General features: G+C 56.4%; 9 protein-coding genes. 2 read left to right on the forward strand and 7 right to left on the reverse strand.

The window, feature by feature from the left end:
• Positions 1-12: 12 nt before the first annotated feature.
• From mdtC to GKC68_RS08015, 7 genes are all read right to left on the reverse strand, one after another.
• Positions 13-3090, reverse strand: a complete 3078-nt coding sequence (gene mdtC / locus GKC68_RS07985) for a multidrug efflux RND transporter permease subunit MdtC (RefSeq protein ID WP_028724890.1) — start codon at positions 3088-3090, stop codon at positions 13-15.
• The gene (locus tag GKC68_RS07990; RefSeq protein ID WP_047714104.1) at positions 3087-6209 is read right to left on the reverse strand and encodes an MdtB/MuxB family multidrug efflux RND transporter permease subunit; all 3123 of its coding nucleotides are present in this window, start codon (positions 6207-6209) and stop codon (positions 3087-3089) included. The genes mdtC and GKC68_RS07990 overlap by 4 nt, the downstream gene beginning before the upstream one ends.
• On the reverse strand, positions 6209-7441 hold the full coding sequence (locus GKC68_RS07995; RefSeq protein WP_028724888.1) for an MdtA/MuxA family multidrug efflux RND transporter periplasmic adaptor subunit: 1233 nt from the start codon (positions 7439-7441) through the stop codon (positions 6209-6211). Before GKC68_RS07995 ends, GKC68_RS07990 begins: the two co-directional genes overlap by 1 nt.
• A gap of 42 nt (positions 7442-7483) precedes the next feature.
• Positions 7484-7813: a hypothetical protein gene (locus tag GKC68_RS08000; RefSeq protein ID WP_047714103.1), complete on the reverse strand. Its 330-nt coding sequence runs from the start codon at positions 7811-7813 to the stop codon at positions 7484-7486.
• A 35-nt stretch (positions 7814-7848) separates the two neighbouring features.
• Positions 7849-9201: a molecular chaperone gene (gene yegD / locus GKC68_RS08005; protein ID WP_028724886.1), complete on the reverse strand. Its 1353-nt coding sequence runs from the start codon at positions 9199-9201 to the stop codon at positions 7849-7851.
• Between the two features lie 76 nt (positions 9202-9277).
• The gene (locus GKC68_RS08010) at positions 9278-12616 is read right to left on the reverse strand and encodes a diguanylate cyclase (protein WP_064365917.1); all 3339 of its coding nucleotides are present in this window, start codon (positions 12614-12616) and stop codon (positions 9278-9280) included.
• A gap of 163 nt (positions 12617-12779) precedes the next feature.
• Entirely contained in the window at positions 12780-13394 is a 615-nt protein-coding gene (locus GKC68_RS08015; protein ID WP_028724885.1) for a phosphatase PAP2 family protein, read from the reverse strand.
• Between the two features lie 280 nt (positions 13395-13674).
• Between GKC68_RS08015 and udk the strand changes: the two genes are divergently transcribed.
• Both udk and dcd read left to right on the forward strand, forming a co-directional pair.
• Positions 13675-14316 carry a uridine kinase gene (gene udk, locus GKC68_RS08020; protein ID WP_013026389.1) on the forward strand — a complete coding sequence of 214 codons (642 nt, stop codon included), beginning with the start codon at positions 13675-13677 and terminating at the stop codon, positions 14314-14316.
• Positions 14317-14400: 84 nt separating this feature from the next.
• Positions 14401-14982 carry a dCTP deaminase gene (dcd, locus tag GKC68_RS08025; protein ID WP_013026388.1) on the forward strand — a complete coding sequence of 194 codons (582 nt, stop codon included), beginning with the start codon at positions 14401-14403 and terminating at the stop codon, positions 14980-14982.
• The last annotated feature ends 7 nt before the right edge of the window (positions 14983-14989 follow it).

The following is a 14989-nucleotide window of genomic DNA, read 5'->3' on the forward strand; positions in this document are numbered from 1 at the left end:
GATAGTAACCCCTTAATGCTGAGTGGCATTGATCGTCTGGGTGCGCTTTTTACGGCGCAGTTTATCCATCATTAAGTACACCACCGGCGTGGTATACAGGGTGAGCAACTGACTCATGATCAGGCCACCCGCGATGGTAATGCCTAACGGCTGGCGCAGTTCCGCGCCATCTCCGCTGGTCAGCACCAACGGGAGTGCGCCAAACAACGCTGCCAGGGTGGTCATTAAAATAGGGCGGAAACGCAGCAGGCAGGCCTGAAAAATGGCATCGCGCGGACTCAGGTTACCGTTGCGCTCTGCCTCAAGAGCAAAGTCCACCATCATGATGGCGTTCTTTTTCACGATCCCGATTAACAACAGAATACCGATCAGGGCAATCAGGCTGAACGGCGTATCAAACAGCGCCAGCGCCAGCAGCGCACCGACGCCTGCCGAGGGCAGCGTGGAAAGAATGGTTAACGGGTGCACATAGCTTTCATAAAGAATGCCCAGCACAATGTAGACCGCCGCAATGGCGGCCAGCATCAGCCATAGCTGGCTGCTCTGTGACTGCTGGAAAGCCTGCGCGGTACCGGCGAAGCTGCCACGCACGCTGGAGGGGACGCCCAGCGCGGTCATAGTGCGCTCAATGGCCTCCGACGCCTGCGACAGCGACACGCCTTCTGGCAGGTTAAAGGAAATGGTTGATGCGGCAGACAGCCCCTGGTGGTTGACCGACAACGGTGCGTTAGCCGGTTGCCATTTGGCGAACCAGGCGAGCGGAATCGGTTTGCCCTCGCTGTTGATCACAAACATCTGATTCAGGGCGCTAATGTCCTGGGTGTAACGGGGATCCACTTCCATGACAACCTTGTACTGGTTCAGCGGCTGATAAATAGTGGAAATCTGCCGCTGCCCAAAGGCATCATTTAACAAGGCGTTGGCTTCTGAAACGTTGATCCCCAGCCGGGCCATGCTGGCGCGGTCATAGGTCAGGGCCATTTCACTGCCCTTATCCTGTTGGTCGGAGTTGACGTCAGCCAGTTCCGGCAGGGCAGTGAAGGCCTGACGGATTTTAGGTTCCCAGGTGCGCAGCGCAGCAAGGTCGTCTGACAGCAGCGAGTACTGATAGCTGGCATTGGCTTCGCGACCGCCCACCCGGATATCCTGCACCGCATTAAGATACAGATTAGCACCGGGTTCGTTTGCCAGTTTGGCACGCAGGCGGGCAATCACCGCCTGCGCCGTGTCTTGCCGTTCAGACAGGGGTTTCAGAGAAATAAACATCAATCCCATGTTGGTGCGCATGCCGCCGGTAAAGCCCACCACGCTGGAAACGTCCGGATCGGCGCCAACAATTTTCATGAAATCTTCCAGCTTGCCGCGCATCGCCTGGAACGAAATACTTTGGTCGGCCGAAATAAAGCCAGACAGGCGGCCGGTGTCCTGCTCGGGCAGGAAGGTTTTGGGAATACTGATAAACAGCCAGACCGTCAGAGCCACGGTGCCCAGCAGCAGGAGCAGCACCCAGCGGGCATGATTGAGCACAACGGTCAGCGAGCGGGCATAACCGCGCTGAACCGCCAGCAGCAACCGTCCAACGCCCCGTCGCTGCGGTTGACTGCGCGGCGCATGGGGTTTGAGGAGATAAGCACACATCATTGGCGTGAGCGTGACCGAGACAAACAGGGAAATCAGAATGGCGACCGACAGGGTGATTGAGAATTCGGCAAAAAAGCGACCAATCAATCCGCCCGTCATGAGCAGCGGCAGGAAGACCGCGATTAAGGAGAGGCTCATCGAGAGCACGGTAAAGCCGACTTCACGTACCCCTTTTAGTGCGGCCGCCATCGGTTTCATCCCGGCTTCCACATGGCGGGCGATGTTTTCCAGCACCACAATCGCATCATCCACCACAAAACCCGTGGCGATCGTCAGGGCCATCAGCGACAGGTTATTCAGGCTAAAGCCGCACAAATACATTGCGGCGAAGGTGCCGATCAGGGATACCGGCACGGCAACGGCGGGGATCAGCGTGGCGCGGCCGGAGCGTAAAAACACGAACACCACCAGAATGACCAGGGCAACGGCAATCATCAGCGACTGCTCCACTTCCTCAAGAGAGGCACGGATGGTAGGGGAGCGGTCCTGAGCCACTTCAAGGTTGATGGCAGCCGGAATGATCTCGTGCAGTTCGGGCAGTTCGGCACGAATGCGATCCACCGTTTCAATCACGTTCGCATCGGCGGTTTTTCGTATCACCAGTAACACGGCCGGTTTACCGCGCGACATCCCGGCGTTGCGCACGTCCTGGACAGAATCCTGCACCGTGGCAACATCCGACAGGCGCACCGCCGCGCCGTTGTTATAGTGCACCACCAGCGGCTGATATTCACTGGCAGTTTGTAGCGCATCGTTGGTGCGCAGCTGCCAGCGCTGCTGGCCGTCTTCCACCGCGCCCTGAGGGCGGCGCTGGTTGGCGTTGGCAATCGTCTGCCGTACTGCATCCAGCGAAACGCCCTGGTTAAAAAGCGCCTGCGGATTCAACGCCACGCGCACCGCGGGCAAAGAGCTGCCGCCCACGGTCACGTCGCCCACACCGTTAATCTGTGACAGCTTCTGCGCCAGCTGTGTGGACGCGTAATCGTAAAGCTGAGCCGGGCTGTACAGGTCTGAGGTCAGCGTCATGATCATAATAGGTGCATCAGACGGGTTAGCCTTACGGTAGGTTGGGCGCGAAGGCATTCCCGTGGGAAGCAGACTCTGCGCAGCATTGATCGCCGCCTGCACATCCCGCGCCGCGCCGTTGATGTCACGATCAAAATCGAAAACCATAATGATGCGGGTCGATCCCAGAGAGCTGGTGGAGGTCATCTCACTCACGCCCGCGATGCGGCCCAGCGAGCGCTCCAGCGGCGTGGCAACCGAGGAGGCCATGGTTTCCGGCGAGGCTCCGGGCAGAGAAGCCGACACCATTATGACCGGAAAATCCACCTGCGGCAGCGGCGCGACCGGCAGCAGGCGGAAACCCAGTATCCCGGCCAGCGCAATCGCCAGCGTCAGCAGCGTGGTGGCTACTGGCCGATGGATGAACAGTGCAAAGAACTTCACGACGGTTCCTCCGTGTGACCGATGCGGCGACGTAGATTGTGCGCCAGACGGTCAAACAGCAGATAAATCACCGGTGTGGTGAACAGGGTCAGAACCTGGCTCAGTATCAGGCCGCCGACCATGGCAATCCCCAGTGGTTGCCGTAATTCTGCGCCAACGCCGGTGCTGAGCATCAGCGGTAACGCCCCCAGCAGCGCCGCCAGGGTGGTCATCAGAATGGGGCGGAAGCGCAGCAAACAGGCCTGGTAAATGGCGTCATAGGGCTTCATGCCCTGTTCCCGCTCGGCGGCAAGGGCGAAGTCAATCATCATGATGGCGTTCTTTTTCACAATACCAATCAGCAAAATGATGCCGATGATCGCCACAATATCCAGCTCGTTACCGCTTATCATCAGGGCCAGCAGCGCACCTACGCCCGCAGTAGGTAGCGTTGAAAGAATGGTAATGGGATGGATAAAACTCTCATACAGGACGCCCAGGACGATGTACATCGCCACGACCGCCGCCACAATCAGCCACACCGTGCTGGTCAGTGCGGCCTCAAAGGCCAGCGTGCTGCCCTGGAACTGGGTCATGACCTCTGACGGCATGCCAAGCTGTTCCTCTGCCTGGATGATGGCTTTTGTTGCGTCTTCCAGAGAGTAGCCTTTTGCTACATCAAACGAGAAAGTGGCAGACGGAAACTGGCTCAGGTGGTTGATCGTTAAGGGCGCATGGCGTTGCTCAATACTGGCGATAGCATTAAGGGGAACGCTGCCGCCATCGGTACTGGTCAGGCGAATGCCATCCAGACTTTGCAGGCCCTGGACAGCGCTGTTGTCCTGTTCCAGCACCACGCGGTACTGATTTGCCTGGGTGTAAATGGTGGAGATCAGCCGCTGACCAAAGGCGTCGTAGAGCGCATTGTCCACATCTGCCATGCTGATGCCCAACCGGCTGGCGCTGTCGCGATCGACCTTGATATAGGCTTCCAGTCCCTGATCCTGCCAGTCGCTGCTGACATCACGCAGCGCGGGCAGTTTCTGCAAGGCACTTACCAGCGCGGGCACCCAGGTGCTGAGTGAGTCCAGCGACCCGGACTGCAGCGTGAACTGATAGGGTGTCCGGCTGGCCTGGGTATCAATTGTCAAATCCTGAACCGCCTGCAGCCATAACGTGACGCCGGGGATCTTGTTGACTTGCTGTTGCAGGCGTTGCTGAATCTCAGGAATACGTTCGCTGCGCGCATCCAGCGGTTTTAGGTTTATTTGCAACCGGGCACTGTTCAGGGATGGATTGGTGCCGTCTACGCCTACAAACGAGGTGAGACTTTGCACCGCCGGATCTTTCATGATCACCGAGGCGACGTCGCGGGTGCGTTCCGCCATACTGGCATAGGACACCGACTGCGGGGCCTGCAGGGTGCCCTGAATGATGCCGTTATCCTGCTGCGGGAAAAATCCTTTGGGAATGGCGATCCATAACAGCACGGTAAGCAGCAGGGTTCCCAGCGCCACGGACAGCGTCAGCCAGGGGTGATTGAGCACCCGGCTCAGCCCCCGGCCATAAACCGCGATGATACGATCAAACATCGCTTCGCTGGCGCGGGAAAAGCGGTTCTGCCTGCGCAGTGATTCGGCGCTGAGCATGCGTGCACACATCATTGGCGTCAGGGTGAGCGACACCACGGCCGAAATCAGAATCGCCACCGCCAGCGTAACTGCAAATTCCCGGAACAGACGACCAATCACATCGCCCATAAACAGTAACGGGATCAATACCGCAATCAGTGAAAAGGTCAGCGAGATAATGGTAAAGCCGATTTCGCCGGCGCCCTTCAGGGCGGCGGTCATGGGTTTTTCGCCTTTCTCGATATAGCGTGAAATGTTCTCGATCACGACGATGGCATCATCCACCACAAAGCCTGTGGCAATGGTGAGCGCCATCAGCGTCAGGTTGTTGATCGAAAACCCCAGGAAGTACATCGCAGCGAAGGTGCCGACAAGCGACAGCGGCACCGCCACGGCCGGAATAATGGTTGCAGGGACGTTGCGAAGAAACAGGTAGATAATCATCACCACCAGTCCCATCGCCAGCATCAGTTCATGCTGTGTGTCAGTGACCGACGCGCGAATATTGGTGGTGCGGTCTGTCACCAGCTTTACGTCAACGGACTTAGGCAGGCTGGCAATCAGCGACGGCAGCATGGCACGAATGTTATCGGCCGTGGCAATAATGTTGGCGCCGGGTTGGCGCTGCACATTCAGCACGATAGCCGGTTCACGATTAGACCAGGCCCCCAGCCAACTGTTTTCTGCGCCCTGATCGATGGTCGCCACGTCGGCCAGCCGCACCGGAGCGCCATTTTTATAACTGACGATCAGCTGGCGATAATCCTCCACGGATTTCATCTGATCATTGGCGGAAAGGGTCACCGAGCGGGTAGGGCCATCCAGGCTGCCTTTCGCGGAGTTAACGTTAGCATTCGTGATGGCCGTGCGTACCGCTTCGCTGGTCAGCCCCATAGCGGCCAGCGCCTGGGTGTTCATTTTTACACGCACGGCGGGACGTTGACCGCCCGTCAGCGTGACCAGACCCACGCCCGTGACCTGGGATATTTTCTGCGCCACGCGCGTTTCCACCATATCCTGCACCTGGGTTAACGGCATGCTGGTGGTGGTGACGGCCAGGGTCATGATCGGCGGATCGGCCGGGTTCACTTTGCTGTAAACCGGTGGGTTAGGCAGATCGTTGGGCAGCAGGTTGCTGGCGGAGTTGATCGCCGCCTGCACTTCCTGCTCTGCCACGTCGAGCGGCAGGGTCAGCTGAAACTGCAGAGTAACGATGGAGGCGCCGCCAGAACTTTGTGATGCCATCTGCTTGAGTCCGGACATCTGGCCGAACTGACGTTCAAGGGGCGCGGTAATCGAAGAGGTCACCACATCCGGGCTGGCTCCGGGATAGAGAGTAACGACCTGAATAGTGGGATAGTCCACTTCCGGCAGGGCGGAGACCGGCAAAAAGCGGTAACCCAAAATTCCAGCCAGAAGAATGGCGATCATCAGTAAGGTCGTTGCGACCGGACGCAGGATAAACTGGCGTGACGGCCCTCCGCTGTGGTCAGGAGGCATAACCTGCATTACTCAGATTCCCCTTTTGACGGCAAGCTGGCACGGGTCTCTTTTGTGGCGCGACTCTGCGCGGCAACCACTTCGACTTTTGCCCCTTCCGTCAGGCGGTCCAGCCCGTCGGTAACGACGCGGTCGCCTGCGTTGAGTCCGGCGCTGATCACCACTTTTTGGCTGTCCTGCAGACCGGCGGTTACGCTTTTCTTACTGACCTTGTCTTCATTGTTGATCACCCAGACAAAGTGGCCTTCATTGCCCATTTGCAGCGCGGCGGCAGGAATAACCACGGCATCCTGCAAGGTATTCACCTTCAACCGGGCGTTGACGAACTGGTTCGGGAAGAGCAGGTCATCCTGATTATCAAAGCGCGCTTTGATTTTGATGGTACCGGTCGTGGCGTCGATCTGGTTATCCAGACTGAGCAGCTTACCGCGGGTGATTAAATGTTGATTGCTGCGATCCCAGGCTTCTACCAGCAAGGGTTCACCACTTTTCTGCGCCTGCATGATCTGACTAATATTATTCTCTGCGACGCTGAACACCACGTCCACCGGATGCGTTTGCGTAATCACCACTAAGCCATTGGTATCGCCGCTGGTAATGTAGTTGCCAATATCAACCTGCTTCAGGCCTACACGTCCATCAATCGGCGAGGTGATGCGGCTGTAAGTCAGATTCAGTTGGGCGCTGGCAACACTGCCTTCGTCGGCTTTAATGGTGCCCAGGGTTTCACTGACCAGGGCGTTCTGCGTGTCCAGATCCTGCTGAGACACCAGCGAGGTTTTCGCCAGTTTTTGATAACGGGCTAAATCGCGGCGTGCGTTAGCCAGGGTTGCCTGATCGCGTGCCAGCTGGCCCTGCGCCTGCATAAGTGCAACCTGATAAGGACGGGGGTCTATCTCGGCTAACAGATCGCCGGCTTTGACCTGCTGACCTTCCGTGAAGTGGATAGACATCAGGTTTCCATCAACCCTGCTGCGGACCGTCACGGTATTGGCGGCCGTCACGGTGCCTAACCCGTTAAGGTATTGCGGCACACTTTCTGTCACCGCGCTGGCCGCCTGAACGGGAGCCAGCGGTTTGTGCGCGCCATTGCCTCTTTTGCCATGTGTTGACTGACCAGACAGGTCACCGTCGCTGCTGGGCTGTGCCGGATGTTTCCACCAGTAATAGCCGCCTGCGGCTACGGCAATGACCACCAGCACAATCAGACCTTTTTTCATACCAGGGTATCGGTTGTTCATTGTTGTTGTTGCTCTCCAGCCATGTCTTTCCGGGGCGCAGGCTTAAACGGTAGTCTGCAAACCACGAATTGTAGTCGTCCCTGCCGAAAAAAATTTGAAGGAATTAAGGATATCTGTCAGCACAGCGTAATGATGTTCTTTTTCTGAACAGACGTGGCCGTTTAATTGCCGCCCGTCACCAGAACGCGTTTCATAAAGTTTGCCACAGAATAACGGGTGATGAGCCGCTGTTGTCAGGAAATAACACGTTGAAATTTGATTAATGGCAACACGGGTAAAAGCCAGAGAGGCAATGTTCGCCGTTCGCCAGGCGCTAGAGATGCGCGAGGGCATCCGCCGGCAGTTGCCCGCCGGGCGGCGGGCAAAAGGCATGGCTGGCACAGGACGGTTCCGCCTGTGCCGGTAGGTCAGGCAAACATAACCTCTGCCCAGCGTGCCAGGCCGGCGGTCACTGAGGCAAAGTCGTCGCCTCCCGCTATCGGTGTGTCTGGCAGGGCCTGCTGGAGTGCCGCGCGCAAAAGTGGTGAACGGGCACTGCCGCCGGTGAGATAAATCACCTCGGGTTTGATATGGCTGGTCGCCAGCGCCAGATGAACCTGCTCCAGAATCTTCTCCAGCGGCTGGCCTATCGCCTCCTGCAGGGTCGCTACGCTGATCTCGGCCTGTAAGCCGGCGCGAATAAAATCCAGTGACGCCGCAAACGCAGGGCGCTCAGACAGCGCGATCTTGCTCTCTTCCGCCGTACGGACCAGGCGATAACTCAGCTTCTGTTGCCAGACTTTAAGCAGGTGCGCCACGGCGGCAGGATTTTCTGCATCGCGCACTAAATCACGCAGCAGCTTGCCGCAGGCGGCGCTGTAGAAATCGCTTTGTGCCGGCACGTCGTTCACCGCCACTGCATTCCACCAGGGCAGGGCAGGCAGGGCGGTGCCTTTTTGGGTGTTACCGCCCGCGCCGAGCAGGGGCATCAGGGCTTTAAACGCCAGCATAATATCTAAATCGTTACCGCCTACGCGGCAGCCGCTGTGACCCAGCAGGCTTTCACGCCGGTCTGACAGGTTGCGCCATTGCGGGCCCATCAGCAGCATTGAGCAGTCGGTGGTGCCCCCGCCAATATCGACAACCAGTACGCGGGTTTCTTTTTCCAGTGTCGCTTCAAAGTCCAGGCCCGCCGCGACCGGCTCGAACTGAAATTCAACATCCCGAAAGCCGGCGCGTTTGGCCGCACGAAGCAGAATGCCCTGTGCCTGTTGATTCGCGTCTTCGCTGCCTAATCCCTGAAAGTTGACCGGACGGCCGATCACCGCCTGCTCAATAGGCTGCTGGGTCTGTGCTTCGCCCTGCTGGCGAATGTGCAGCATCATGGCGCACACCAGATCCTCAAAAAAGGCAATCTGCTGCGGTTTCAGGCCGGTTGCGCCCAGAAAGGATTTAGGGGATTTAACAAACCAGACATCTTCTGGATCGACCATGTAATGCTGAAGTGCGGTCAGGCCGAACTGCACGCTGTCAGGTAAGACATCAATATCTTCTTCACGGTTGTAGCGCAGCGCCCGCTGCAGCAGCGCGGTGCTTTCCTGTTCCGGTGTGGCAACCTGATGATGGCGGTGAAGCCATTCCGACACCGCTTCACGCGTTGGGGAGCAAATCATGGACGGCAGCAGGCGTTGACCATTCTCCAGCGTTAACAAACGTGGCGCGCCTTTTTCACTGACTGCAATTGAGCAGTTAGCCGTACCGTAATCAAATCCAATGAACATTTTTCGCCCCCAGGCCGGAAAAAAGGGGGCGACTTTAGCGCAGCTGATCGGTCGTGGCAAGCGGTGAGCGGCAGAATTAGCGAATAGTGAAAAGGGGGGCTTCGGCAAGCCTGCTCATTGGCTGGCGCTCCGCAACGGCACTGCCCCAAACGCCGTCCACGTCAAGGCTGGTCAGCGTGGTGAGCACCGCGGGAACGGACACCGGGCCGGCAAGCAGGGTGATATTACGCTGGCTGGTCTGGCTCTGAATAATGGAGATCAGCATCTCATCCATCAAATTGTTGTGCAGGTTAGCCACCAGTTCCGGGGCCAGGATCAGGCAGTCCACCACTTTACCGGTCAGCTGGTTAAAGGCATCCAGATTGCGGCCGAAATGCTGCAACACGATGCGGCAGCCCGCCTGGCGCAGTTTTATCAATGCAGCGATCAGGCCATCGCCGCTGGAAAGCACGCTGGAGGCGTTAAGCGCAATCCCGCTATGGCTGCGGGCAAGACCGGATTCGGCAAAGCGCAGGCAGAGATTGTCAACGAAAGCCGGATCGAACAGTGCGTTCACATCGAGAGGCAAAATCAGTGCGATGCCTTTTTGGCTCATCGTTGCAATCTGCTGGCGGAAGAAGGCGTTAACAATATTGTCTTCAAGTCGGCGTTTCAGCATATCGTCAGTCATGTTATTACGTAGCAGATGCTCATCAATGAGCAACCCTTCTGGCGAAAATAGCTGAACCTCAACCAGCCAGACGCTGGCGGAATGCGGCTTGCCAGGCGGCGCAACGGCCCATACCTGCAAGTCCACTTGTAAGGCATCCAGCGTCGCGAGATCCACGGAGTGATGGCTTCCCATGAGCGCCAGCGCATGCTGCTCATACACCTTAGACCGACCCCGACCACTACGCTTGGCGTTGTAACAGGCAATATCTGCCTGAGACAGCACATCGCTACTCTGACAGTTTTGTGCGGTGATTTGGGTGATACCTGCGCTGGCACCGACCTGATAGGCGCGCCCCAACCATTCAAAACAGTAGTCACCGACCGCGCGAACGATGTCCTGCACCACGTCCCGAGCCTGATCCAACGAACATTCGGGCATCAACACGGCAAATTCATCCCCGCCCAGGCGGGCCAGGAAATCGCTCCCGCGCAGGCGATGGCGCATTAAATCCGACAGTTCGCTCAACAGGGCGTCCCCGGCTGCGTGGCCAGCGCTGTCGTTCACCGCCTTAAATTTATCCAGGTCGATAAAGACCAGAACGTGCTGATTCTGATGCTCGACGGCGTCGGACAGTAGCCGCTTAAGCTGCAGTTCAAAGCTGGCACGATTAGGTAACCGGGTCAGCGTATCGTGCAGTGCGCTGTAGCTCAGACGCTTCATCACTTTACGTGACTCACTGACGTCCTGAATCACCATCACCGCACCACGCTCGGTACCTGACTCAGATTTCAGCGGCGTTAGACTGTAATGAATATCAATATGCTCGCCATTTGGCGTGTGCAGCACCCACTCCTCAGAGAGGTAGGGCGCGGTTTTTTCAGACGGCACATGGCACAGCAGCAGATTATCGACCTCAGGGCCATGACGACCGTGCGTGATATGCAGCAGTTCGTTTACCGGTTTGCCCGCCGCCGCCTCTTGTGACCAGCCTGTCATTTTTTCCGCGACCGGGTTCATAAAGGTCACGCACATGTCCTGATCGGTACTGATAACGGCCTCTCCGATCGAGTCGAGCGTGATCATCATGCGCTCTTTTTCCTGGAACAGCGCCTCATTCAGGTTCCGTAATGAGGTGATGTCCTGAGAGACACCCAAAATGCGTTCGATACGGCCTTCTTTGCTAAGCAGGCGGTTTGCCTGAGAACGGATCCAGTGCTGCCCGTCCTCCCGTACCACCCGGTACTCCATCTGGAAGGAACTGCTTTTCTCAATGGCACCCTGAATGGTGAGCACACAACGTTCGCGATCGTCGGGATGAACCAGCGTGACCCACAGATCGAAGCTGGGCACTTCATAGGGCTTCATGCCAAACAGCGCATACATGCGTTTATCCCACAGAACTTCGCCGCTGGTCAGGTTCCATTCCCATACGCCGATACCGCCCGCCTCATTCGCAAGGGTGATGCGTTCCATCAGGCGTTTATTCACCTGTTCACTCTGTTTGAGCTCAGAAATATCAACAATTTGCGCAATGAAATAGAGCGGTTGCTGCGCCTGATCGCGCACCAGGGAAACCGTCAGCCGCACCCAGACGATTTCGCCGTCTTTGCGGAAATAGCGTTTTTCCAGCGTGTAAGCGTCAATCTCGCCCTGCAGCAGCTTTTCCAGCCGGCCCTGGACGTCGTAAAGATCATCCGGATGGGTGATTTGCTGGAAGGTCAGTTGAGTCAGTTCGTGTTCGGGATAGCCTAAGGTGTCACACAGGGATTTATTCACCTGAAGCCATCGGCCTTCAGCAGAGACCAGCGCCATGCCAATCGCGGAATACTCCATGGCATGACGGAAACGGGTTTCGCTCTCGCTGATATAGCGTTTCTCATGCCGAAAGACATCCATCACTAATGCCATGATATGACAGGGAATCAAAACCATTAAAAACGGAAGCCAGCTGCTTATCACTGCATAGGTGATGGCGGCCGTTGGCGTGACGTTAATCCAGCCCAGTGACAGCAGCAATGCCATAAAGCTGGCGTTAACAAAAAACAGCACAAAGGCTTCCACCTTCGGCAACCGCACTGCACACCAGAACAGCACCACTAAAATAAAAGTAAAAGGCCAGGGTAAAAACCGCAGCGACAGGTAGCTGGCGGTGAGCGTCAGTGCCAGCGTGATGAGTGTCTCCGCCAGAGACGCGCGTTTCAGGTCATTCTGCGACAGCGGCCAAGTCAGCAACAGTAAAACCGGCCCGAGCGCTAACATGCCGATAATTTCCGAAATGACCCAGGTGTAAAAGAAAGCAAATGAGGCCTGCTCTCCAACCTGCAGTATCCACAGCGCGAGTACGCCGCCAACCAGGGGCGAAATCAGGCCGGTAGCGATAACAAAGCGGATCCAGTCATTGAGCGAAACCAGCGGCGCCTCACGGTCAAGCAACGCGCGCAATAATAGCCCGCCCAGCATGGCCTGCAGCAGATTAAGCAGGGCAAATTTTAAATTAGAGAGGGCGGGACCGATAATGAATGCATTCGCCAGTGCTGTACCGATAAGGCAGGCGGTGAGTAACAGGGGGAGCTGGCGAGACGTGCTGCGAAACACCACGATGGTCATCAGTGCCGTCGAGAACCAGAGCGGCGAAATTTTACCGCTAACCACAATCAGCTCAAGGCAAAATAGCGTCAGGACGAAGGACGCCAGGCCAAGCCAGCAGGCGTTTAGCCACTTTTTAGGTGATTTATCTGACGAGGCCAGTGTCTCAACGATCATTAATCGATCCAGCAGGAGGCAAAATAGTGCAATGGCATGCGCTGCATCGCCATTGTCATTCGAAGAATGCTAGCACATCTGTTAGAAAAAACAGGGGGGAAATCATTAAATTGCGTTATTCGTTGAATTAAATGGCTCGCGGAAGCCCGAGCCACCATCTGCATCATTCCCGGAAAAGATCGGCCCGGGTGTAAGGTTTTTCCATGCCAGCCAGACGGGCAGAAAACTGTGCCAGGAACTGTTGGGTGGTGGCAATCCGACCGTGACCCAGTAGCAGAACCGGCACCAGCAGCGCAGCGGCGATTTGCGGCAAGCTGAACCCTTTAAGTGCCGTCTCGCGCTGGGAAACCAGAAACGCGGTACTCAGCGTAAAGCCCAGCAGCAGACCGGTAATGACCTCGCTGACGGAGTGTGCATGGATAACCAGGCGCGAAACGCCAACCATTAAGGGAATGACATAGCCCACGCCAATCGCAAAGCCGCGCCACAGGCTTGAGCATCGCCCTGAAATTAACCAAAGCATAACCGGCCACAGGGTCGCTGACATCGCGCTGTGGCCGCTAAATCCCGTGAAGTTAAAGCGTGCGCTGCCAATACCAAAGCCAAGAAACAGTATTTTTGACACGCTGACCACCAGCCCGGCCAGGCCAAAGGCCAGAAGCCAGTACCATAGGGCGCGACGGTTATCGCTTTTCCACGGTAAAATCAGGGCAATAATCACCGCCGTGGGAATCAATAACATGCTGTCACCAAAATAGGTGAGGGTCTTCCAGAGCATAATCTTCCTTTCTTCTTCTTGGGCAAAATGCCCTTATTCATCGGCCATACCGAGCCCGACAGGTGCTGTGCGGCGTTGTTCTGTGTGAAGCGACTAGTTTATCGGTGAAACCTTTCAGGATAAAAGGGGAAAGTCTGAAAAGGGGGGCGGTGCCATTTCTCTGGCATCAAAAGGCCGAAATCCCTATACTGAGCGCCAACTCACCCTCTCCGTTCAGCCCCATTAACTGGGTGCGCAGTTTGCGTACAGTTTCTGGCTCCAGTATCAGGTTTTTAAAAGTATGACTGACAAGTCCCATCAGTGCGTGATCGTTGGCATTGCAGGTGCATCTGCATCCGGTAAAAGTTTAATCGCCAGTACGCTCTATCGTGAAATTCGCGACCAGGTCGGCGATGAGCACATCGGCGTTATCCCTGAAGATGCCTATTACAAAGATCAAAGTCACCTCACCATGGAAGAGAGGGTTAAAACCAATTATGACCATCCCAGCGCGATGGATCATGATTTGTTATTGCAGCACTTACGTGCGGTAAAGGCAGGGCAGGACATTGAGTTGCCCGTTTACAGCTATGTTGAGCACACGCGTACTCAGGAAACGCTGCAAATTAAGCCTAAAAAAGTCATTATTCTTGAAGGCATTCTCCTGTTAACCGATGCGCGTCTACGCCAGGAGCTGAACTTCTCCATCTTCGTGGACACGCCGCTCGACATTTGCCTGATGCGACGAATGAAACGTGATGTCAATGAACGGGGGCGTTCAATGGATTCGGTCATGAGTCAGTATCAGAAAACGGTCCGCCCAATGTTTTTGCAGTTCATTGAACCCTCTAAACAGTACGCAGATATCATTGTGCCGCGCGGTGGTAAAAACCGTATTGCTATTGATATTCTTAAAGCCAAAATTAACCAGTTCTTCGAGTAGATGACGTCTCAAAGGACGTGACGCGAGCAGGTTAACAGCACAGATGCCCCCTGTTCGCTACACTTACTTCATGGAGTTACCGTAATGAGATTATGCGACCGCGATATTGAAGCCTGGCTGGATAGCGGGAAACTGGCGATCACGCCACGGCCACCGGTGGAACGGATCAACGGTGCAACGGTCGACGTCCGTTTAGGCAATCAGTTCCGGACATTCAGTGGACATACCGCCGCGTTTATTGATCTGAGCGGGCCGAAGCACGAAGTGAGCGCGGCCCTGGATCGCGTGATGAGTGATGAGATCGTTCTCCCCGAGGGCGAGGCATTCTTTCTGCATCCCGGCGAGCTGGCCCTGGCGGTAACGCTGGAATCTGTGACCATTCCCGACGATCTGGTTGGCTGGCTGGACGGGCGCTCCTCGCTTGCCCGCCTGGGCCTGATGGTTCACGTGACCGCGCATCGTATTGATCCGGGCTGGCAGGGCCGTATCGTGCTGGAGTTTTATAATTCGGGCAAACTGCCTCTGGCACTGCGCCCGGGAATGCTGATTGGTGCGCTAAGCTTTGAACCGCTTTCGGGACCTGCCGCGCGTCCTTATAATCGCCGTGAAAATGCTAAATATCGTGGCCAGCAGGGTGCTGATGCCAGTCGTATCGACAAAGATTAATTCATGA

It is taken from the genome of Pantoea sp. RSPAM1 (assembly GCF_038816185.1).
GTDB classification, from domain to species: Bacteria; Pseudomonadota; Gammaproteobacteria; order Enterobacterales; family Enterobacteriaceae; genus Pantoea; species Pantoea ananatis.

Excerpts from the sequence above, each read along its gene's own strand:
- GKC68_RS07990 (WP_047714104.1), bottom strand. The coding sequence starts at position 6,209 with ATGCAGGTTATGCCTCCTGACCACAGCGGAGGGCCGTCACGCCAGTTT.
- GKC68_RS07995 (WP_028724888.1), bottom strand. The coding sequence starts at position 7,441 with ATGAACAACCGATACCCTGGTATGAAAAAAGGTCTGATTGTGCTGGTG.
- GKC68_RS08000 (WP_047714103.1), bottom strand. The coding sequence starts at position 7,813 with ATGCCTTTTGCCCGCCGCCCGGCGGGCAACTGCCGGCGGATGCCCTCG.
- yegD (WP_028724886.1), bottom strand. The coding sequence starts at position 9,201 with ATGTTCATTGGATTTGATTACGGTACGGCTAACTGCTCAATTGCAGTC.
- GKC68_RS08010 (WP_064365917.1), bottom strand. The coding sequence starts at position 12,616 with ATGATCGTTGAGACACTGGCCTCGTCAGATAAATCACCTAAAAAGTGG.
- GKC68_RS08015 (WP_028724885.1), bottom strand. The coding sequence starts at position 13,394 with ATGCTCTGGAAGACCCTCACCTATTTTGGTGACAGCATGTTATTGATT.
- udk (WP_013026389.1), top strand. The coding sequence starts at position 13,675 with ATGACTGACAAGTCCCATCAGTGCGTGATCGTTGGCATTGCAGGTGCA.
- dcd (WP_013026388.1), top strand. The coding sequence starts at position 14,401 with ATGAGATTATGCGACCGCGATATTGAAGCCTGGCTGGATAGCGGGAAA.